This is a genomic window from Methanolobus sp. (genome assembly GCF_030682845.1).
Taxonomy (GTDB): domain Archaea; phylum Halobacteriota; class Methanosarcinia; order Methanosarcinales; family Methanosarcinaceae; genus Methanolobus.
In genome coordinates, this window is sequence record NZ_JAUXNK010000031.1 from 18,472 (window position 1) to 41,158 (window position 22,687).

At 45.6% G+C, this 22,687-nt stretch carries 21 protein-coding genes; 15 read left to right on the top strand and 6 right to left on the bottom strand.

What is annotated here, in order from left to right:
* Positions 1-141: 141 nt before the first annotated feature.
* From scpB to Q8J68_RS02930, 6 genes are all read right to left on the bottom strand, one after another.
* Positions 142-1,245, bottom strand: a complete 1,104-nt coding sequence (gene scpB, locus Q8J68_RS02905) for an SMC-Scp complex subunit ScpB (RefSeq protein WP_305310055.1) — start codon at positions 1,243-1,245, stop codon at positions 142-144.
* Between the two features lie 18 nt (positions 1,246-1,263).
* Positions 1,264-2,097 carry a ScpA family protein gene (locus Q8J68_RS02910; RefSeq protein ID WP_305310056.1) on the bottom strand — a complete coding sequence of 278 codons (834 nt, stop codon included), beginning with the start codon at positions 2,095-2,097 and terminating at the stop codon, positions 1,264-1,266.
* Positions 2,094-5,618: a chromosome segregation protein SMC gene (gene smc, locus Q8J68_RS02915; protein ID WP_305310057.1), complete on the bottom strand. Its 3,525-nt coding sequence runs from the start codon at positions 5,616-5,618 to the stop codon at positions 2,094-2,096. Before smc ends, Q8J68_RS02910 begins: the two co-directional genes overlap by 4 nt.
* A 25-nt stretch (positions 5,619-5,643) precedes the next feature.
* Positions 5,644-6,462, bottom strand: coding sequence for a hypothetical protein (locus Q8J68_RS02920; protein ID WP_305310058.1), 819 nt, complete (start codon positions 6,460-6,462; stop codon positions 5,644-5,646).
* Positions 6,463-6,596: 134 nt separating this feature from the next.
* Entirely contained in the window at positions 6,597-9,257 is a 2,661-nt protein-coding gene (locus Q8J68_RS02925; protein ID WP_305310059.1) for an AAA family ATPase, read from the bottom strand.
* Complete coding sequence (locus tag Q8J68_RS02930; RefSeq protein WP_305310060.1) at positions 9,254-10,846, bottom strand: exonuclease SbcCD subunit D; 1,593 nt, start codon at positions 10,844-10,846, stop codon at positions 9,254-9,256. Before Q8J68_RS02930 ends, Q8J68_RS02925 begins: the two co-directional genes overlap by 4 nt.
* A 146-nt stretch (positions 10,847-10,992) precedes the next feature.
* On the opposite strand from Q8J68_RS02930, the gene Q8J68_RS02935 reads away from it, so the two are divergent.
* The 15 genes from Q8J68_RS02935 to modB all read left to right on the top strand — a co-directional run bounded on the left by Q8J68_RS02935 (position 10,993) and on the right by modB (position 22,686).
* Positions 10,993-11,463, top strand: coding sequence for a hypothetical protein (locus Q8J68_RS02935; protein WP_305310061.1), 471 nt, complete (start codon positions 10,993-10,995; stop codon positions 11,461-11,463).
* Position 11,464: 1 nt separating this feature from the next.
* Positions 11,465-12,079, top strand: coding sequence for a hypothetical protein (locus tag Q8J68_RS02940; RefSeq protein ID WP_305310062.1), 615 nt, complete (start codon positions 11,465-11,467; stop codon positions 12,077-12,079).
* 7 nt (positions 12,080-12,086) lie between these two features.
* The gene (locus Q8J68_RS02945) at positions 12,087-12,944 is read left to right on the top strand and encodes a hypothetical protein (RefSeq protein WP_305310063.1); all 858 of its coding nucleotides are present in this window, start codon (positions 12,087-12,089) and stop codon (positions 12,942-12,944) included.
* Positions 12,941-13,414, top strand: a complete 474-nt coding sequence (locus Q8J68_RS02950) for a hypothetical protein (RefSeq protein WP_305310064.1) — start codon at positions 12,941-12,943, stop codon at positions 13,412-13,414. Before Q8J68_RS02945 ends, Q8J68_RS02950 begins: the two co-directional genes overlap by 4 nt.
* A 12-nt stretch (positions 13,415-13,426) precedes the next feature.
* A complete protein-coding gene (locus tag Q8J68_RS02955) occupies positions 13,427-14,215 on the top strand; it encodes a hypothetical protein (protein WP_305310065.1) in 789 nt (262 codons plus the stop codon).
* Between the two features lie 11 nt (positions 14,216-14,226).
* On the top strand, positions 14,227-15,666 hold the full coding sequence (locus Q8J68_RS02960) for a hypothetical protein (RefSeq protein ID WP_305310066.1): 1,440 nt from the start codon (positions 14,227-14,229) through the stop codon (positions 15,664-15,666).
* A 79-nt stretch (positions 15,667-15,745) separates the two neighbouring features.
* Positions 15,746-16,213: a hypothetical protein gene (locus Q8J68_RS02965; RefSeq protein WP_305310067.1), complete on the top strand. Its 468-nt coding sequence runs from the start codon at positions 15,746-15,748 to the stop codon at positions 16,211-16,213.
* Between the two features lie 2 nt (positions 16,214-16,215).
* Entirely contained in the window at positions 16,216-16,836 is a 621-nt protein-coding gene (locus Q8J68_RS02970) for a hypothetical protein (RefSeq protein ID WP_305310068.1), read from the top strand.
* Positions 16,837-16,858: 22 nt separating this feature from the next.
* On the top strand, positions 16,859-17,683 hold the full coding sequence (locus Q8J68_RS02975; protein ID WP_305310069.1) for a hypothetical protein: 825 nt from the start codon (positions 16,859-16,861) through the stop codon (positions 17,681-17,683).
* Positions 17,680-18,177, top strand: a complete 498-nt coding sequence (locus Q8J68_RS02980) for a hypothetical protein (protein ID WP_305310070.1) — start codon at positions 17,680-17,682, stop codon at positions 18,175-18,177. The genes Q8J68_RS02975 and Q8J68_RS02980 overlap by 4 nt, the downstream gene beginning before the upstream one ends.
* Positions 18,178-18,192: 15 nt before the next feature.
* The gene (locus Q8J68_RS02985; protein WP_305310071.1) at positions 18,193-18,963 is read left to right on the top strand and encodes a hypothetical protein; all 771 of its coding nucleotides are present in this window, start codon (positions 18,193-18,195) and stop codon (positions 18,961-18,963) included.
* A 106-nt stretch (positions 18,964-19,069) separates the two neighbouring features.
* Positions 19,070-20,449 carry a hypothetical protein gene (locus Q8J68_RS02990; RefSeq protein WP_305310072.1) on the top strand — a complete coding sequence of 460 codons (1,380 nt, stop codon included), beginning with the start codon at positions 19,070-19,072 and terminating at the stop codon, positions 20,447-20,449.
* Between the two features lie 72 nt (positions 20,450-20,521).
* Positions 20,522-20,953 (top strand): peptidylprolyl isomerase, encoded by a 432-nt coding sequence (locus tag Q8J68_RS02995; protein WP_305310073.1) that lies wholly within the window; start codon positions 20,522-20,524, stop codon positions 20,951-20,953.
* Positions 20,954-21,210: 257 nt separating this feature from the next.
* Positions 21,211-22,011 carry a molybdate ABC transporter substrate-binding protein gene (modA, locus tag Q8J68_RS03000; protein WP_305310074.1) on the top strand — a complete coding sequence of 267 codons (801 nt, stop codon included), beginning with the start codon at positions 21,211-21,213 and terminating at the stop codon, positions 22,009-22,011.
* A 6-nt stretch (positions 22,012-22,017) separates the two neighbouring features.
* Positions 22,018-22,686, top strand: a complete 669-nt coding sequence (gene modB, locus Q8J68_RS03005) for a molybdate ABC transporter permease subunit (RefSeq protein ID WP_305310075.1) — start codon at positions 22,018-22,020, stop codon at positions 22,684-22,686.
* The last annotated feature ends 1 nt before the right edge of the window (position 22,687 follow it).

Here is a 22,687-nt window from a genome sequence, read left to right on the forward strand (position 1 = left end):
CGTATTTAAAGCGAAGTTATATTCAGCGATTGGATATATAAACTTATACCCTCTTGCTTATATATCTTTTTAAAGAAATGCATTTGGCATTTGTCCAGGCCCACCCATGCATACAACAAGGCAATATCCTATATAAAGTAGTCATCCTTGAATTTTTTTAAGGCCTGTAAGGATCGCATCATACTTGCTGCACACCCTTTCCATAAGGCTTCCATCCAGGTTCCGGTGGGTGGGAACAAGTATGTCAGCCCCTTCGCTCACATTCACGCCCCCGGCCGAAAGACCATAGTCAGGAGCTATAATTACGCCTTCTGCAGATACTCCAAGCCGCAGATCCTTAACAATACGGGCTACCATCTCTGTTGCCGGTTTGACCTTCTTACTGAAAACAAGAGCCTTTGAAACATATCTTTCTTCCAGATCCTCAACAAGCTCGGTGCTCTCTTTCACCTTCTCAGGGTCGGAGATATTCTCCAGCGCCTTCATAGCTTCGATAAGGTCGTCAAATGTTGTAGATCCGACTTCGATTATCTCACCGTCATAGTACTTGCTGACACGCTCCCTGTATCCCCTGGAAATTACAAGCTTATAGATATCAGCAAGATCTTCCAGTTCTTCTTCCGTCGGGTCATATGCGTTGATGACCCTGTACTCCCGGATGCCACACATCCCCATAAGGGATTCATACATTGGCGTCACTCCCACGAACCTGCGTCCAAGCCATTTGTTAAGGCCACTCTGCCCGCTCTGCTGCCTGGAAAGTTCGACTATCTTCTGCTTGATAGCCTCAGGGTCATTGGACTGCAGCCCAAAGTAATCCGCAAAAAGAGGAGTTGTTCGGAGCAGCTTGGTCCTGCCATGAGGGACAGCCTCGACAAGCCCCCTTTCCTTAAGCTCGCGGATATGGTCATAAGCAGAGTTACCTCTCTGGTCGATCAGATCCGACTGGACCAGCGGCTGATGATATGCGATCATTGAAAGGGTTCGCAGCATCGGAGCGCTCAGTTCTTTGGGGGCGAATGGACGTACGATCTCCGCATAAGCTGGCTTCACCTGCATTACATAGCGCTCTCCCAGATCAAGTATCTCAATGCCGCTCTCACGTCCTGTGTAATCAGCAATGAGACCCCTGACAACAGTGATAACCTGTTTCTTGGGCTTGTTTAGCAGCCTTGCCAGTGTCAGTGCATCGATTGCTGAACCCGCGGCAAAAAGAGCCGCTTCAATTGCTTCCCTGTCATTCATATTTTGTCGTGCACCTCTTCAGACCGCCTTAAAGGCACCATCAAACGGATACACATAAAGCTCGCCAAAAAGCTCTTTCTGGGCCAGCCATATCTTCTTTTCAGTTGCCAGGAAAAGCAGGGACACGTATGTCATTATATTCTCGGACCTGTCCTCACCCAGAAGGTCTGAGAACTTTATGAACTCCTGCTGCTGAAGATCTTGCCTGAGCTTCTCCCCAAGGCTTTTTACACGCCCCAGGATATCTTCTTCATGGGCAATGCCAAGAACTTCATCAGTAGTAACAGCAGACCTTTCCTCCAGCCTGCGACGGACGTTGCGGTCCTTCCTGCGCGTCTCCACTTTTTCTGCCTTCTGCAGCTCAAGTATAAGTTCATGCAAAGTGACAGGTCTCGTGGCCTGGCGGCGGATGGGGAGCTTTGGCATAGGATACTCTTCCACATCATAGAAGTCCAGGTCATCTTCAAAAGCATCAAAACCAGAATCTTCCTCCTCTTCCTGGACGATGCCTGTAGATTTCATTCTCAGGAGGATGGAAGCATACAGCAGAGTCCTTCCAGATATGCGCAGATCCATCATCTGCATGTGCTCTATACGATCAAGGAAGATATCAGTAACACTTACGATATCAATGTCCCAGGGATTGATGTCCCCGTCCTTTGCAAGATTCAGCAGTATCTCAACCGGCTCACTGAGTACATCCTCTGAAAACTCTATCCGGGAGATGTCAACACCCAGTGCCCTGAGAGTTTCCATGAATTGAGGGTCTATAAATCCATGCAACGAAGACTTTACCGAAGGGATGGCCTCCACAGTCAATCCAATATCCATATCCCCGATGAGCTCGTTCATCGCAACTTCACACCTGTAATGCTTGTAATATTGTTTTCCTGCATAGCTACCCCAATGGTTCTTTCAGCAGCCTCTATCATGGGTTTTCTCAGGGAGACCACAATGAACTGAGCATTCCTTACAGCTGTTTTCACGCGCTGGGCAACTTTTCCTGCATTGGAACCGTCAAGGAACATATCGATCTCATCAAAAGCATAAAAAGGAGCAGGACGATACTGCTGGATAGCAAATATGAATGCCAGGGCTGTAAGGCTCTTCTCCCCTCCAGACATCGCTTCCAGGCGCTGCAGGGTCTTCTCTCTTGGTTGTGCCTTAAGGGTGAGCCCACCTGAAAATGGCTCATCGAAATTATCAAGGACCAGTTCACCAATCCCATCGGAAAGTTCGTTGAATATCTCCCTGAAAGGCTCATTTATTCCATGGAAAGTGGCCATGAAAGTTTCTTTTTTAAGCTCCTCGTACTGCTGGATTCTTTCAAGTATCTGCTCCCTTTCCCTTGAAAGAGTGTCCCGCCTTGTGATAAGTTCATTGATTCTCAGTTCTACCTCGGCATACTCATCGATGGCACGCATGTTGACAGGTTCAAGTTTTTCCATAGCCTTTTCGATCGAAGCTATCCTTGTGCGCACGGTCTCATAATTGGGTACTTCAGCACTGTCATCTATGCCACGTCTCTGGAGCTCTTCTATCAGCTCGCATACCTGCTCTTCCAGAGCCACTTTTGTGGCATCAAGCGCCATCTTGTGCCGCTGGGCCTCTTCATGCTTTGACCTTGTTGCATCGAACTGTTTCCTGGCAGCAACATGCTCTTCGTGAAGAGAAGCGCGCTGCTGCTGCATTTCTTTCAGCTGCTCTGCAAGTTCTTCTTCACGTTGTTTTTTCTCCAGGAGAGACTGCTCAAGCCCTTCGATCTGTACTTTAAGCTCTTTGACACGCTGTTTATGGGAGGATTTCTTCTCCTCCATGGTCCTGATGAGCTCCCTGTTCTCCTCCATCTTTGAGTTGGAGTAATCCCGGTCAAGTTTCAGGGCATTTATATCAGATTCAATATCACGCACCCTGTTATCAAGGCGCCTGAGCTCCTCATCCAGCTGTTCAGCCTGCCTGTTGAGTTCAGGGATCTGGGAGCCTGCAAGTTTTTCATCAAGCACGGAGATATCCCTTTCAAGGGATTCAACAAACAAGCTTCTTTCTTCCTTGCGGGAAACAACGCTTTCCATCTCATCCCGGAGTAGCCTGCGGGACTCTTCAATGTCTGCAAGCTCGGCATTCTTTGACTCGATAAGCTGGGTAAGGCGCTCACCCCTACCGGAAATCTCCTCAAGGTGCATCTCCTTCTTTGATATTTCCTTGTCGCATTCATGGATCTCGCGGTTGACCTGGGCTATATGACCCTCTATCTGGTCGAGCTTCTTGATAGAAGTGCTGCGCCTTGAGTCGAACTCGGTTATCTTTTCGGCGAGCTTGACAAGTTTATCCTTTTCGGAGGCTGCAAATGAAAGACCCGAACGCTGCTGCTTCGAACCTCCCACCATAGCACCGCTCTTCTCGACCATATCACCCTCAAGGGTCACCATCCTCAGGCCACCCATAAGACGACGGGCGTTGGTCATGGTGTCAACGATAAGAGTATCCCTGAAAACGTACCAGAAAGCGGACTCGAACCTGGAGTCAAAATCAATGAGATCTATCGCATACCCTACAACCCCCTGCCGGTCAGACAGGTCCTTATATGGTCGGCGTGGCTCCATTTTGTTCAAAGGCAGAAATGTTGCCCTGCCACCCTGCCTCTGCTTAAGATAATCAATTGCTCTTGCCGCATCTTCGTCATTCTCTACAACCACGGACTGCATCTTTCCGCCTGCCGCTATCTCAAGAGCAGTGGAATATTTATGGTCCACACTCCCAAGCTCTGCAATAGTGCCATATATCCCAGGAAGTCCATGGTGCTTCTTTTCGTTCATGACCATCTCGACAGCCTTGGAATAATTGCTGTGATCTTCGGCACCCCTGACACGCACCTCAATTCGGGCGTAATCCTTCTCATAGTTACGCAGCTCAGCCTCAAGATCTTTTATGACGCTCTGTATCTGGGAGCGGTTACGTTCAAGGTCATCAATATCCTTGGTGAGAGAGTCTATTTTCTCATTCAGTTTTTCAATATCATATTTTACTGAAAGCGTGTCACTTTCAGAGGATTGGGATTTTGACTGCGCATCCTCTATCTCGCTTTCGATGTCTCGCACTTCAGCGGATTTCCTTCTGAGAGAGTCCAGCAGGCGGTCCTCATTGCGCATCAGCTCGTTCTTCTCGTTCTTTGCTGTTTCCAGCTGGGACCTGAGCGCGGATATCTCATCCCTGGTCTGCGCGAACCTGGCATCCACATCCGCGATCTTGCTCTGCAGTATCATCCGCTGTGTCCGGCGGTCCGACATCTCTGCCAGGATGCCTTCCTTGCGCTCGGACTCTTCAGATACCCTGGAATCAAGCACCTCAAGCTTGCCTTTGATCTCATCGATCTCGACAAATGTCTTCCTTCGCCGGGCCTCGATATCCTCAACCTCGTTATCTGCAAGCTCGATGCTGTCCCTGCATCGGGACATTTCACCCCTTATCCCTTCAATATCCTTCTTAATCTGGATCTGCTCATCCTCTCCGGTCTTCTGTATGGAGGATGTCAGCTCCTCTAAAGCCCTTTCAAGCTCTTCCACCCTGCTTTGTCTTTCTGCAAGCGAGGTTGCCAGTTTCTCAAGCACATCTTCCTTCGCTTCAATATCAGCAGTCACTGAACCCAGTTCCGTCTTTGCATCCTTGAGCTTGGCAAGTAACACAAAGCCCTCGAACTTCATCTTCTCTGCTTTTAGGGACTGGTACTTAAGAGCCTGGTCACGCTCCTCTTTAAGTTTCTCAAGCTGCTGGCCAACTTCTCCTATGATGATGTCGACACGCTCGACCCTTTCGCGCACGATCTCAAGTTCATTCAAAGCCCTCTCTTTCTTGCTGTCGAATTCTGCCACGCCTGCGATTTCGTCAATGATCTTGCGTCTTTCAACAGGAGTCATGTTGATAATACGGGTAACATCACCCTGCATTACAACATTGTAGCCTTCCGGGGTGACTCCCGCCTTTGCAAGGTGAGTGTGTATGTCAGTAAGGCTAACTGCCTTGCCGTTGAAATAGAAATAGCTGTAGTAACCACTATCTGTCTCGCGTATCTTCCGCGTAATGGATACTTCATCACTTGCGACCGGCATCTTGTGGTCCGAGTTATCGAACTTGATAGTGACCTGAGCGAAGTCCGGTCTCTTTGCGCTCTCGCCGTTATAGATAAGGTCTGTGAGCTTCTCAGCCCTCATTGTCCTTGAGCTTGAGAGGCCCAGCACAAAAAGAATACCATCTATTATGTTGGACTTACCACTACCATTGGGCCCGGATATGGTGGTAAAACCTTCGTAGAAAGGGATCTTGACCTTTTTACCGAAGGACTTGAAGTTTATAAACTCAATTTCCTTAATATGCACGTGATTCCCCTTTCATTACAAAGGATTATTTCCTGCGGGTAACAGTTATCACTGCATCTTCATTATCGCGGGATTCGACCGTCTCGTAATCTGTCTCAGTCTGCTTGCGCCTGGCCTTGTTCTCGTCTTCTGCGACAATATAATCACAGGAATTATGTGGCTCCGGGAGGGTTTTACGCATTTTCCTCTCATCATCGGTTTCTGCGACAATATACTCTGAACGGGACGGCGGTCTCTGCGGAGGCTTTGCTTCAACCTGCGGAGCTGCTTCCCTTATATTAAGACGCACATTGGCAGGCCTGCCGACAGCGTTGAAGGAATCATTGCGGGACTGTTCTGTGGACCTGACAGAAACATTGGCCCTGTTTGCAGGAATCGCTGGTTGCGGCGGAACAAATTGCCTGACAGGAGCTGTTATAATGGGAGTGGCTGAAGGAGGAGAGGCTCGGGCTCGTGGAGGCTCGGGCTCGTTTTCAGGCTCAGGTCTGTATAACCTGGGCTCCATTTTCTCGACTGACTTCTCAACTGCCTTTTCAACAGCCACTTGCGGTTTGGACTCCTCTTTTTTCTGCTGCCGGGAAACAGAGATCTCACTCAGGGAGCGAATCATGGATTTCTGGTCGAGCAGTTCATCCATTACACCATTGAGGTTGCTGGCAAGCGACTGGATCTTGTGTTCAAGGTTGACGATCCGGTTATTAACATCAAAATCACTCTTCAGATCACTGCGTATTTCCCGCAGAATCGAATCTCTTAGCGTGTTTTTAATATCCTCGAGTTCCGCTTCCTTTTCCTTCAACTGGCGTTCAAGCCTCTCAACGATAAAGTCTCTGTTGTCATTCATGCAAAGCCTCGCAAAACCATTCGGTCCCTCATGTGTTTCAAAAATCCTGATATATTATATGGACAAAAGTATAATATAACTTATGGTTGCTTTTTTTAATATAATTCTTAAATAAGCCTTTTTTGCAGCAGGAATCATTTTGCAATGATCGCCGAACTATTAGTCACAGGGTCTTTCTCCACAGCAAATACATGGTCCGCAGAATCTATCAGTGACTCATCATGCGATACTACAAGGATCTGACCCACACCGATGTCGCGCATCATGTCTATCAGTTTGATCAACTGGTTAACATGCCCTTTATCCAGGAAAACTGTAGGTTCGTCCATGATCAGAGGAGGAAGTCCGGCCTGTTTTCCGGCTACGCCAAGCGAAAGCAGGCGATATATAGCGCACCTTAGTACAAGGTTGAACAAAGCCCGCTCCCCACCGCTCAGGAGTCTGGGTTCAAGGGAAGTTCCGTCCTTCTCGAACACAGTAAGGTTGTAGTCCGCGTCAAGCCTTACATGGGAGTAAGCGTTATTAGTGTACATGAAAGTGAATATCTCATTAATGAAAGTGTCCAAGGCCCCGATATTGTTGGAGCGCAACTGAGATCTGATGCGCATATACATCGCCTCGAGCTCTTGCGCATCCGCATAGATAGCATTGAGATAATCCACCTTGTTATTGAGCTGGTCAAGAACAAGTCTCAGGCTTTCGAAGCGCTTAAGCTCACTTTCAAGCATTCCCGCCTGCTTTGTGATCTCTTCCCGCTCCGCTTGCAGCCTGACGATCTCAGATTTTATGACTCCGAAGGCTTCATCATAGTCCCTGAACAGGGATTCAAGTCTAGATATATCAAAGCCGCCCACCTTGCCGCTTATCTCACGAAGGGACTCATTCTTTTCAGCAACCTGACCATCAAAAATAACGATCACCTCTCTGAAATTCGTGATCTTAGCTTCCATCTGTGCAATATCGGTTTTCATCCTGTCTGCTTCAACGAGGTCCGTGCGAACCTTCCGGGCGGCCTCAAGGAGTTTCAGGCACGCAGAATGTTCTTTCTCAGCTACTTCCAGTTCCTGCTTCAATAGCCGGAGTTTGTCCTGTAATCCCCTTACAGACTCCTCTATAAGGGACCTCCGTGAAGAGAGTTCCTCTTTCTTCTTATCATGATCAAGAAGCAGGGATTGGTATTCCAGAGCCAGCTTTTCAAGACTACGTATGTTCTCTTCGGAGGACTTTACTTCCCTGACTGTGACCTCAATTTCATTTCTGTGAACCCTGGCCTCTCTTACGCGCCCCAGCTTAGAATCCAGAGCCTCCTGTTTTTTCTTCAATACAGCTAATTCTGCCTGGAGTTCCTTCGCTTTCTGGGAGTCCGAAGCTGTCGCCTCCTCAATGCATGAACCCTTAAGATCCTGCATGCACGTGGGGCACTTCCCTTCGCTGAGGAGCTGAGCAGACTTTTTTATTCGCTCCTGTATTTCCGTAAACTTTGCCGAAAGCTCTTTTTCCTTGCCATGCAGGCTTTTTTGCTGGTCGGTCACAAGATCGAAGATCTCCTCGATGTTCTCCAGCTTTTCCAGCGTCAGTCCAAGAGGCTCAAGGTTTGAGATAACAGAAACCTTCTTTTCCTCAAGCTGTGCTATTTTGGTGCGCGATGCCTCAATATCTGACTGTATACCTGTAAGCTTTTCCTTGCTCTGGGAAACAGACTTTTCCAGCTCATGGACATGTTTTTGGTTTTCTGCCAGCGAGTCAGCAAAGGTCGTTTGTTCTTTTTCAAGTACTGCCTTGTTTTTGCTTATATTGCTTATCCTGTCCCTCAATGAGCGCTCACTGGTGTCTATTCCTGATATCGTCCTTTCTATGTCCGAATCATCAAGGTTGAATTCAGAACAAACCTCCCGAATCCTCTTTCGTAGCTCCTCCTGACCGACTCTTGAGGAAGCGATACTCTTCTCCATGGACCCTATCTGGACATACGCCCGGTTCTTCTTCTCATCAAGTTCTTTTATCTGGGACTGGACAGAAACCTTTTTGTCTGCTAATTCCCTGAATTCGGCAATCTTTTTTGAAGTCTCGTCTTTCAATGACAGCGCACGGTCCTTCTTATCATTAAGAGAGGAGATCTCCCTTTCAAGATTCCCGGAGCGTGTGCGCAGTTCTGCAAGTTTTTCAACAGGCTTTGAGTCTTCTATATGCCTGGCGGCTGCATCCACTTCCTTGATGCGGCGTTCCGTATCCTTCTGGTGGCGGCCAACACCTATGCGTGCACTTGACGCCCGCTCACGATACTCTTCCAGTTTCCCAAGCTGCAGGAGATCGTCTATCATCTTCTGCCTGTCCTTTGGCTTGGAGTTTATCAGCACATCGATTTCACCCTGCCTGATATAGACGCAATTCCGGTAGGCCTCTTCATCCATGTTGAGCAGTGAACGTATAGCATCATATGTACGTGTAGGCTGGTCGAAAAGAATCTCAGAATCTCTTCTGAGAATAGCACCCGTATTGGAAGCACGTCCCTTTTCAGGATCATTCCTGAAGAATTGCTCTACTGAATAATCATGGCCGTTCTGTTCGAAATCCAGCATTATGGAAGCTTTTGTAGCACCTTTTCGGATGATATCCGAAATGACAAAATCCTTATCAAGGGTCTTGCTTCCGAAAAGACAGGTAAAGCACGCCTCAAGCAAGCTGGATTTCCCACTCCCGTTGACTCCTGAGACTACGGTCACACCATCCTGGAAAGAGATGTCCAGCTGCTTATAGCTTCTTATGTTCTCTATCTGCAGTCTTTTTATTCTCATAAGTAGTCACCAAGGTTGTACTGCCGTGGTTTGGGAGCAGCTTTATGCTCCTTATGAGAAGGTGTTTCCGGTCCTTTTTCCTGAGCAACGACCTCATGAGCCTTCTCTAAGGGAGGGGCTTCACCTTCAGAGAATATATACTGCCGGACATTTACATCGTGTTTCTGTTCAGCGTGACCTTCAGTTACCTCGGACATTTCAGTTGTTTCAGTTGATTCGGTTGATTCAATTGATTCGGGCACTTCGGTTAATTCCGTTACTTCATCTACAGCGGAAACATCTTCTTTTGCCGTAACACCCTGGTCAAAGTTCTGCTCAAAGTTATCTGCTGCAACAGCCTCAAACTTCTCATCCGTTGTGACCACTATAAACTCATGAGAAGTTTCATGAGAGACTCCCTGCAGGGAAGGTTCGACAGACTCGCCCTCAGGCAATGCCACAACTGCAGGAACCTCGACCCTGTTTGTGAAATCCATCCTGTCGAGCAATTCACCAAGTCTGTCTTCGACTTCAGCGTCAACCCTGCTCTTTACGAGCACAGGGTCCCTGATTATCTCGTCGAGCATGATGCCACCCTGTGTAAGATTCATCTTCCCCAGTTCCTCTTTAACCGCCTCATCGGGATCTGTAAAAGAAAAAGACATATATACGTCCGGGAAAATGTCACCGGCCCTGAGGTCCCTTATAGCAGGGACAAGGGCCTTGCGGGAAAACAGGAATTCCTCTATCTCACTGAACTTGATCTTTATCTCAGGATCTCCCGAGATATTCACAAATACTATCTTGTCCTCGACATCACGCTCTTTGATAGCAGAGAATATTTCCTCGTAAGCCTGTGAGCCTTTGCTGAGCTTGACAGGTATGAATACAAAATCCCTGGTAGGTATTACCCTCTTGCTTATATCGACCCCATCATCGCCTGCAGTGACGATATTATAGGAGCGGGGCTCAAGTTCGGATGCACCGTTGCGCTCGGTGCTGCCACAATAGGTAACCCAGGTCTCTCCTACCCTGATTATTTCATGCTTGTGATTATCACCAAGGAGCACGGCATGCACATCAAAAGGAATGGAATGCAGGACTTCCTGCACATCCCAATCACCAAAAGCAAAGGGTTTCATCATCTGATGCATTACAAGCAGATTATATTCTGCATCATCCTCATTATTGAAAACTGAATAATCGAACAGAGGAATCCGGGATTTGGGTACATGGTCAATCCCATATACAGCTACGCTGCCCAGCCTGTAAGGTGTGGCCCCAAGGCGTATGACAAGCCCCATGCTTTCATAAAGGTCAAGCCACTGTGTGCTTTGCTTGCTCTCATGGTTACCCACAACTGCAAGCAATGGAACCTGAGCATCCCTGAGCCTTGAGAAAAGTTTCATCGTCTCCAGAATATCATCAAGAGTCGGATTCCTTGAGTCGAAAAGATCACCTGCATGTACAACAGCATCGGCTTTCATTGAAATGGCATCATCGATCACCTTTGCAAAAGCATCGAGAAAATCCTGCCTGCGTACTTCGCTGTGGTACTGCCGGTAACCTAAGTGTGTATCCCCTGTGTGGATTATCTTTGTTTCATCCATCTTGGGATATGATACGCATTACCCGTTTTTAAGATTGCCTATTAAAGGCATTGTTGCTGTCATCAAAATGAGATACAGTCGCTCGAGGAGAATGTACAAATAAGACCTGTAATATAATATTAGTTACTATAATACTAGAGGTATTTATGGACAGTAAGGGACAGATGACTATCGACTATCTGATAAGCATTATAATATTTTTGCTTGCAATGGTCTTCGTGTTCAGTTATACATCCGGGATATTCACACCGTTCCAATCCAACTCAGACGAAGTCACATTGATAGCGGACAGAGTATCCATAGCTATCGTTGAAAAGAGAATGAGCGCCGGGGATGAGGCTGTTCCTAATCTGGTCAACAAAACAAAGATTAATGATTTTTTTGCAGATCTTAATAATGACACAAACTACCAGTCTATTATTGATTCCCTCGGGATGAACGGCAGCTATCTGCGGTATGACCTGAACGTCACTGCAGAGAACAGCAGTAGTATCATTTCTGCAGGAAAACCGATTCCTCCCCAGATCAACGTAGGGCAGACACGGAGGATAGTCCTGTGCAAAGATGAGAATTCAGAGAGGACAGAGATGGTAATTCTGTCATTCAGGGTGTGGTGACATGAGAAGAAATGTACCGCACAAACTTGAAAGAGGCGAACATGCTCAGATGCATACCCTTGAAGCGATCATTGCATCGCTCATCATGGTCGCAATTATCATATTCACTGTGCAGGCAACTTCCCTTACCCCTCTCACATCCTCCACAGCTAATGCCCACATAGAGGCCCAACTCCAGGCAATGGGGCAGGATATGCTCAATGCCCTTTCATATTCAGCTTATGGTCAGAACTCGAATCTGACAAATGATGTCCTGAAATGGGATGGTGAGCAGTATGTCTGGAACGGGACAACATACAGGACAGTTAGGAATCCAGGTTACGAGCTTCAGGACAGTTCACTTGCCCATACGCTCGAATTCATCGCAGTCAAAAGAGGGATTGCACATAATGTTCATTTCAGCTGGGTGGATGAAGAAGGCGTCACAATGTCCCGAAGATACATCTATAACGGGGATCCTTCGAATAACGCTGTGGTGATATCAAAGAGAGTGCATTTATCAGATTTTGACGTCGGTAACACAACTGAATTTGCGGCACGCAGCGGAATCCCGGATGCGGATCCGACAGATTTCTACAATATCGTGAATGTAAAAATGACGCTCTGGAGAATGTAGTGATCGCATGAGAAAATTAGATGATTCCGCTCAGTTGTTATTGATAGCAGGTTTTGCCATAGGAGTAGGCATAGTTGTAATTACAGTCATGCTAAGCAATGTGATATATGCCAGCAACATGGCATCGGAATCAAGCATTGATACTTCCCGCTACGATATTGCCAACGCGATCCAGACAACCACTGAAGCATATCAGGACGCTTACAGGTACTCCATATTGGATGAGGATAACATCACCCGTTATGAAGAATATATTGACTCCTACTCCAGGAAAGCCTCACAGAACTATGCAACAGCAGGCTTTACTTTCCACCTGCAAGACCATGGCTTCTCAGAACCTTACTTCACCCACAACGGGCTTGCAGAGGGGAAGGACAACTGGACCCTTGTGAGCAACGTAAACATGACTGAATCATTCTTTATTACGCCAAACACATCCACCATGGGAAATGAATCCAATCCTCTTGTAATCGAAGCCTTCAATCATAGCGGAAGTAGCCTATGGTCAATCGGAATGTACAATTCAAGCGGGAAGGTAAACATAACTGTAATAGACGGTTCATTCGCACCTCGGTACAAACCAGATATAGGAGCTAATCCAGAAGTCAACATAACAGGTAATCGGATCAATAATGAAACCTTCGAGTTCAATTATTCTGCTTCCACAACAGGCCAGGATTATTCAATAAATATCTACAACGGAAGCAATACCATTGGAATCTACACAATATCCGGCAATACTTCATCCGGTCAGCCCTTCATGCTTGCAAGATACGAAGTTGCGAACCCAACCCTGAGGATGGCTTCCAGCCAGATGAGTATTAACCGGTCGGTGCCAATTCCCCTTCCGGGGGGGATGTCATGAGAGATCTGGCAGGAGATGAGAATGCAGTATCTATCTCAATTGGGTTCATACTTACCTTCTCCATAACAGTTCTTGTGATGGTAATTGCTCTGACATCATTTTATTCACTGATGGGACAGGCTGAGCAGACCGTGATGCGCGACGAGTTCGAAATACATGGAAGCGATATTGCGGTCCGTATAACATCTCTGGATACGACAGTTGGTATAGCAAAAGATGCAGGTTCCGATATTGGAAGGATCAGTTACAGACTATCTCTTCCTGACAAGATAGCAGGGAAGGAGTATTCCATCGAGTTCTCAAACAGTACAAATGAAATAACTTTCATGTCTGAGGAAAGAGCTGAGACAAGGGTCAAAGTACCCTATTCCACCGAAGATACCAATGTTACTCCAACTATTCTTTACAGTTCGAAAGGCGAATACCTGATGGTTTACAACCCGATCACCAATACAATAGATATATCCTGAGAGTGAGTGCACATGGACAGCAGGAAAAAGGCACGAAAAAATATTGTTGCATCCGATGATGCTGTTTCAGAAGTACTTGGTTTCAGTATCACTCTTGGAGTGATGGTTCTGTCGCTCGCTGTTATAGGCGTTGCAGGATATCCCATGCTTGAAAACATGCAGGAGAGAGGACATCTTCTGAACATAGAGCAAAGTTTCTCTGTGCTGCAGCCCAACATTAACAAAGTGGCATTCGGAAAAGCACCCTCTCAGTCAGTAGAGCTTAAAATGTACGGGAGCAGCATCTCAGTTACAGGAACCAGTTACATGAATTTGAGCATGCAGGTATGGAATAGTACCAATTCGAGTTATGATACCCCTTCCCTTGAAAGACAGATGAGGACGATAGAGAATCAATATAGTGAAAATACCGTAGCCTATGAGAACACAGGCACCTGGGTCAGGTACCCGCAAGGAAGTTCCATAGCGATCTCAAAACCGGATTTCGCGTATCATGACAACGTATTACTTATTCCCATGGTAACCATTTCAGGCACAAAAAGCATTTCCGGTTCAGGGCTGACCCGTGTTGTTTCCCAGGGAGGGCAAATATCGGTTTCAGTATATGAAAATGTATCCAGGGTCGACATTACCATTAAAAGCGATTATTACGAGGGCTGGGAAAGGTACCTGAATGAAACGCTGGGAATGGATATCAAGTACACAGATCCTGCAAACAGCACCATATCTGCAAGCCGGGATTATAATCCCGGCATAGATGTGCTTGTGACAGTATCTCCAATGAGTGTAACTATTGAGTAGTAGGTGCGATTATGGTCAAAAAATTTATTATTTCTGAAAAAGCTGTGTCTGCTGTTGTAGGAGTGATGATAATCCTTGCACTCACTATTACGTCTACAAGCGTCATCCTTCTGTATTCAACCCCCACCATGAGAAATATGGGGGATATGGCCAACGCCCAGAGAGCTGAACAGGCATTTACGGTTTTTGACTCCAGGGTTAGCAAGGTGGCACTGGGAGAATCACCCAGCCAGACCACATCGTTCTCAATAATGGACGGTAGTGTCAGCGTCAATGGGGATGCAAGTGCCTATCAGAACAGCCAGATGGTAGTGGTGTGCACCCAGCTCAGCGGGGAATCATGGTATACTACTTTTAACAATAACAGGTTCAAATGGAACAGCTGGGAGCCTCATGTAGCCCAGCCAAACATGACTGTGTTCCGTTCACCTATGGGAAGCATTACCTATACCCAGGGAGATCGCATCATCGGCTATGAAGGTGGCGGCGTATGGTCAAAATACCCCACCGGAAAGGCCGTCATGATATCCCCGCCGGAATTCCATTACAATGGAGAAACGCTCACCCTGCCCATAATGAAAATAGAAGGAAACGAGGTTTTCAGCGGAAGGACGGATGTTGCAGTGACCGTGAGCTCCGATAATATGCCTGTAGTACTCTATCCTGATCCAAGCAGTATAAAGAAAGTTAATCCGCTCAGCTCGGATAAAGTGCTCATCTACATAAAGAGCGAATTCTACACAGCCTGGGCCGATTATGCTAATTCCCTTACTTATGCCAGTGCAACAACAGATGACGCAAACCAGACTGCCATCGTGGAACTGGAGGTGATGCCGGCAATGGGAAAAGATCAGCTTAAGCAGGTGTTCAAGATTGGTGCCCTTAACCAGACAAATCCTGCACCAATGTATAATTTCACGTTCAATCTGGAAGCAAAAGCAAGCCAAGGGCTTAATCCAAGCAATTATCAGATAACTGCTTCGTCCGGCACAAAGACCCTGACGTACACCCTTGCTAAAAAAGGTGGTGCAAACCAACTTGAGCTTGGACTGATCTATAAAGATACAGCCACAGGTGGAGGTACTGAAACATGGGTAGGAACAACAGTATTCTCTGTCAGTGGTTCAAAAGAAGACCAGTCTGCAAACGTTGACTTGCTGAGCACCTCTTTCAACATGAAATATGATTCAAATACAGGTGACTTTTCTTGGCCTGATTTGGATATAACAAAAAGTAACCCAAACAGCACCCAATCATTGCACACTGTATCTCAGCATTATATGAAACTTCTCACAATGGATGGTTCAGTAATATTCAATATCCAATCACCCGGGAAGTCAGATCCTGTGGACTATTCAGAATCAACACTGACACTCCTATATGATGGGGCGCCGGGAAGCATCACTTACCTGCATGTGAGCAGGAACGATCTTGCAGTTACACTCAGTTGATCCTATGTAAGGGGAGTTATCCTCTTACATAGAGTAATTATCTTTTTATATAATAAAGTATATATTTATAGAGAGGATTATGGATAACAGTGGCCAGATGCATATGGATTACCTGATAGGGATTGCAATATTCCTTGTCAGTATCACTTTTGTTTTCTCCTACACAGCCGGGTTATTCACCCCGTTCCAGTCAAACTCAGATGAAGTCACCCTTATAGCCGACAGGGTCGCAACAAACATCGTTGAGCAAAATATGAGTGTAGGCAGACCCGGGGCAACTAATCTTCTGAATGACACAAAAGTAAATGACTTTTTTAATTACACTGACAGCAATTACCAAAATACTCTTGACATGCTGGGGATGAATGGAACTTACCTTCGGTATAATCTCAATATTACGCTTGAAGATAATACAGGAATAACAAAACTAACAGGAGAGTCCCTGCCCTCTCAGGGAAACATAGGACAGACCATAAGAGTTGTGCAGCTCAGAAATGAAACAACAGGGAACATTTCCCAGGCAATTTTAGCCGTGAGAGTGTGGTAAGCATGGAGAAAAAGAAAGGACAGACATCTCTAAAGTCGAGTTCATCCGCACAGTTACACACACTTGAAGCCTTAATGGCACTGTTACTTGTTATTGGCGTGATCATTTATACTGTCCAGGCAACATCCCTGACCCCGCTCACATCCTCAACTGCAAATGCGCATATTGAGTCCCAGTTGCAGATACTCGGACAGGACATGCTTAGTACACTTGACTACGCCGAATACGGGCAGGATTCGCCCCTTAAAACAGACATATTGAGCTGGAATGGTAAGTACTACACATGGGACTCAAACCAATATAGATCGACTTCCGGAGATAATCTTAGTAACAGTTCAACCGCAAATATTCTGAAATCTGTTGCAATTGGGAGAGGAATAGCACATAATGTGGAGTTTGCATGGATAGAAGAAGGTGGCACCATGCGAACTATGCCATATATATACAACGGTGAGCCCTCGGATAACGCTGTAGTAATTACCAAAAGAGTATTGCTGTCAGACTCTGATTTTCCTGATAAGGACCCAACCTCCTTCAGAAAAAGTAGCGGTATTCTGGATGCCGATCAAAGTACGGATTTCTATAACCTTATCGATGTGAAACTGACTCTATGGCGCATGTAAAACAAAATGGCAAGTGGTTGATATGAGAAAATGGAACGACTCTGCACAGATGATATTGATTGCCGGTTTTGCCATAGGGATAGGCATCGTAGTCCTTACAGTTATGCTGAATAACATAATCTATGCAAGTAATACTGCTTCAGAGGCAAATATCGAGACTAATGTTTTTGATTTTTCCAATACAGTAAGAGTGACAACTCAGGCTTACGAAAAGGCCTATTGCAATGGTTCTATTAACAACGCATACATCTCCAACTATAGCCAGCAAATGGCAAAGAGCTATGCACTCTCAGGGTTCATATACACCCTGGATAATGATCCCTTGCAAGAACCTTATCTAACAGAGAATGGACTCAGCAGCGGAAATCCTGAATGGGTTGTTGTCGATAGGATTAACCAGACAGATCACTTTGAGTTGGTGATAAACACTTCTTCACTGGGAAACGAATCAAGCTGCTTTGCAATAGAAGCATTTAACCAGTCTGGTATGTTCTGGTCAGTCAGGGTCTTCAACTCCAGCGGCGCATTTTATGCTAATGTTACAAATAGTACAGACATACTGAGAACTGAGAACATTGGTGCCGGCAGCCCATCATTGAATATATATAATAATACGCCTTTTGATTTTCATTTTAACACCCTGACAGCAGGTGAACAATACCGGATCAGATATGTAAATGGTAACCAGGCAAGTGGTACTTTCGCAATATCAGGCAACCTCACTAACGGTCAGCCTTTTGAAATTAGAAGATACCATGTGCTCAATACCACGATGTCACTTAACAAGAACGGACATCTGGAAATGAATGTGACGATACCTGTTACATTGCCACGGGGGCATATATGAACAGAAAAATTGCCACCATGAAATTTACCCGTGACGAGAGGGCAGTATCCCTTTCTGTGGGATTCATGCTTACACTTGCTATAACACTCATAACCACAATGGTTCTGATCAGTTCCTTTTATACCATGATGGACAGGGCAGAGCATACTGTAATGCGTGATGAGTTCGAGATACATGGTAATGACATCTCGCTACAGATATCAAATATCGACACTGCTATCCAGATTACCAACAATGCCGGGGGAAGAGTGGAAAGCATCACTTATCAGCTGATACTCCCGGACACTATAGCAAACAAACAGTATTCTGTGGAGTTCTCCGGCCATCCTGGAACCAAAGAGATCATCTTTGAATCCGAAGGAAGAGAGGAGACTAAAGTGAAAGTGGCATATACAACTAATGCTGTCAACGTCACACCCACAAAACTGTATAGCGGCTCAAATGACTTCGTTTTACATTACAATGCCACCTCAAATATGCTGGAGATACATTGAACCGGAGAGGAGCTAATGAAAAAGATATTTACAAGGTCTGAAGATGCAGTTTCCGAAATGGTGGACTTTAGCATCATCTTGAGCATAATGCTCCTTGCCACCGGGATAATAGTAGTTGCAGGAGCCCCTCTTCTGGAGAACACTCAGAATATGCAACATACGGAAAACATCAGGCAGGGTTTCGAGGTACTTGCCCTTAACCTGAACAAAGTGGTACAGGGAAAGGCTCCATCCCAATCCGTGGAAATGAAGATGTACGGTGGGTCCCTGTCTGTCACCGGGGAAAGCTATATGGATATTGACTTGAAGGTTTGGAACTCATCTGCAAATGCTTTTGAAACTCAGTCTCCCGGAGGTAAGATGAGGATGGTAGAGAATAATTTCCAGGATACAACTATTTCTTATGAGAACACCGGCGTGTGGACAAAGTATAGTACTGGTCAGTCACTGATGGTTTCTGAACCACGTTTTACCTATGCGAATAATGTCCTGGTCATACCTATTGCTAAGATCGGTGGTAGCACTTCTATATCTGGTTCCGGACTTGTCAGAGTTACTGCTGACAGCGGAAGAAAGACTGTAGAGGCTTATGAAAATGTATCCCAAGTGAATATAACAGTAACAAGCGAATACTTCGAAGCATGGGGAAGATACCTGAACGAAAGTCTTCTAATGCCCATAGTTATGGTGGATGCTGATAATAAAACTATAAATCTTAGCAAGGATTATCTTACTAATATTGATGTGTATGTAGCCAGTTCACCCATGACAGTTACAATCAATTAAAAAGGGAGTGGGAACTTTGAAAACTATGTTGAAAAATGAAACTGCGGTTTCATCCGTGATCGGAATCTCAATAATACTTCTAATTAGCCTGTTATCAATTGGCCTGATGCTTCTTTATACTGCGCCTTTGATAAGTGAAACACAGGATATTGCTAAAGCCCAGAAAGTAGAACAAGCGTTTACGGTCTTTGACTCAAGGACAAGTAAATCATCACTTGGAGAGTCTCCTCTCCAGGCAACCGCACTTTCCCTTATGGGAGAAAACATTATCGTGCATGGAAGGATGGATTCATACAATGAGAGCAGAATCATGATAATAGCTCTGTCTTCTAATTCCTCATGGTATGATAGTTTTTATCCCAACCGAGGAGCATGGGGTGCATGGGAAAAATATGAGAATCAAGAGCATGATTTTGCAGGATTCAACGCCTCAATGGGAAAAGTAAGATACTATTCCGGAAACAGAGTTATCGCTTATGAGGGAGGAGGAGTCTGGTCCAGATATCCTGAAGGAGGAACAATAATGGTATCACCACCCGAGTTCCACTATAATGGCGAAACGTTAACTCTCCCAATTATGAAAGTGGTTGGTAACGACTCTATTGGAGGAAGTTCGAATGTGAACATCAATGTTAAATCTTCCAACACGCCTGTGGTCCTTTATCCAAACACCACGAGGAATACCAATTTCACCAACCCCCTTAACTGTGATAAAATTCTAATCTATATTAACAGTGAATTTTATGACGGATGGGCCGAGTACGCCGAAACACTTACTTCCACTCATGCGATTCTGGATCACAAAAATAAGACAGCAATTATTGAAATGGATACAAAGCCTCCCATGGGAACATTTCCATTGAAACATTCGTTCAAGATAGGCAAACTGAACCAATCAAACCCCGAACCCATCTACAACTTCTCTTTCTCTTTTGAGGCTGTTACAGGTGATGCATCCAACTTCAATTCTGTGGAAACATACGTTACTGCTACTGCAGGAACAAAGACCCTTAATTACGAGATAAAGAAAACCACTATAGAGTTCATAGAATATTCAGACTCTGCTGTTGGCACGAATAGGGAGAGATGGGTCAGTACTGGTAGCCCTAACAGTACTTTTGTAATCTATGATGATCCCACTAACAAGAAGAAAGCAAACAGTACTTTCGACCTTGTCAGTGATACTTATCCACTGAAATATCATAACAAGTACGGGGCAGAATTCTCATGGGATGAGGTCAGCCCAACAACAATGACTCCAAACCTGACCATTGCAAATGGTGATGTGCAGTCATTAAATAATATCACCCAGCACTACATGAAACTTTTATCACAGGAGGGCGTCATGACTTGTACATGGGAGCAAAAAAAGAATAAAAAGATCAATGAGGGCGCTTCAACCTATACTTTGATCTATGACGGAGGGGAGGGATACCTCACCTACCTGCACATCACAAGCAACGAGCTTGAGGTAACCCTTGATTGAACAATAGACAGAGGGTTTCACAGAAACCCTTAAATCAATCACTTGCCTTACCGATTACAAAAGGTGAAACTTATGAAGAAAGCAATCATTGAAACCGAGAAAGGCAACATTGTACTGGAATTGTTCGAGAAGGATGCACCAAAGACCGTAGAGAACTTTGAGAAACTGATAAGCAAAGGATTCTATGACGGGCTCAGTTTCCACAGGGTCTTGCCCAACTTCGTGATTCAGGGAGGATGCCCTAAGGGCAATGGGACAGGAGGACCGGGTTACAGCATCAAGTGCGAAACAAAAGGCAATCCACGCAAGCACGGCAAGGGTGCGCTCTCAATGGCACACGCCGGCAAGGACACCGGCGGCAGCCAGTTCTTCATCACTCACTCCCCACAGCCACACCTTGACGGCATACACACCGTCTTTGGCCAGGTCATCGAAGGCATGGATGTCGTGAACAAGATTAAGCCAAAAGACGTGATGAAGAAAGTCACTGTAGTTGAAGAATAACTCTTTTTGAAGCAGCTGTGATGCTGCTACGTTCTTTTTCCAGTTATGGTTTAATTTTATCTTCTTTAATTATATTCTTATATTTGGCAAACTTTCTTTTTTTATATTAAGGCATACTCCTTAACTTAACAGAGGGAATCATGTGTTAGAAAAATATTTATAATAAAAAGCGGAAGTTATGCGTTATGTATAACAGAACATAACGGAGATAGACCGAATCCACCGTTGTTCTGGCCAATAAAAAGAAGGATATTAACATGGAATTAAACAAAAAACATATTATGGCAATAGCAGTCATATTGACGATCGTGCTTTTTGCAAGCGGATGCACGGGCAAGGATTCCGAACAGTCACAAGTTACAACTATAACAGTGTCTGCTTCCGCAGTACTTACAGAAGTTTTCACAGATATCGAGAACGAGTTTGAAACTGACAATCCTGAAATAGACGTCATAATGAACTTTGGTAACGTCGGTTCTCTGAGAATGCAGATAGAAGGAGGAGCACCTATTGATGTATACGCTCCAGCAGATTCGAATCACATGGACATTCTGGCCTCCAAAGGGTTAATTTACAACGATTCACGGCAAGATTTTGCAGGAAACTCCCTGGTGCTAATAGTTCCAAAAGGCAACGTGCTCAACCTTACACGTATAGAGGACCTGACTAAGCCGGAAGTGAAGAGGATAGCACTCAGCGACACAGAAGCTTCAGCGGTGGGCAGGTATGCAAAACAAACACTGGTCGAAGAAGGGATTTGGAACGGAGTGCAAAATAAATTGTTAACTGGTGACACGGTGAAGAATTCCCTCGTTTATGTGGAGCGTGGAGAAGCAGATGCGGGATTTGTGTTCATGACTGACGTATCCTCTGCAAAACCGGGATCAATTGAAGTGATAACTTCCGTTCCTGTGAGCACCCCCATCACCTACCCCATAGCTGTAATCTCATCCACCAGTCACCGTGAAGAATCCCAGCTCTTTGTTGATTTCGTCACAGGAGAAAGAGGTAAATCCATACTGGAACAATATGGTTTCAGTATTCCTAATAACGGATAAACTCGAATGCTTGAACAGGTATGGTTCCCCCTTGTAATAACACTTAAGATAGCGGCGATATCCACTCTCATAGTGGCAATACTGGGCACCATCATATCTTACATCCTGGCCAGAAGGGAATTCATGGGCAAGTGGCTGGTCGATGTGCTGGTCACACTCCCTATGGTACTCCCCCCCACAGTGACCGGCTACCTTCTCATCGTGCTCCTGGGAAAGAACGGGATCTTTGGGAAGGTCCTTTTCGACCTGACAGGTATTAGTTTACTGTTCACCTGGCAAGTGGCAGTCATAGCTGCATTTGTCGTATCCCTGCCCCTCATGGTCAAGACCACCACAGCAGCCATCGAAGCCGTGGACAGGGATTTCGAATATGCCGCATTCACCTTGGGGAGAAAGGAACTTGAGACCGCACTTTTCATAACGCTCCCTCTTGCTAAAAAGGGGATACTTGCAGGTATAGTCCTGAGCTTTGCAAGGGCAGTGGGAGAATTCGGTGCGACCCTGATGGTCGCAGGGAACATTCCAGGAAGAACGAACACAATGGCCATCTCCATTTACAGCGCCTTCCAGGGGGGCAACAATGAGCTTGCCAACATGCTGGTGATCATACTTGTGACCGTATCCCTGCTCTCCATGGCTATAACTGCAAGACTTGTCAACCGCTGGAAGATATGAG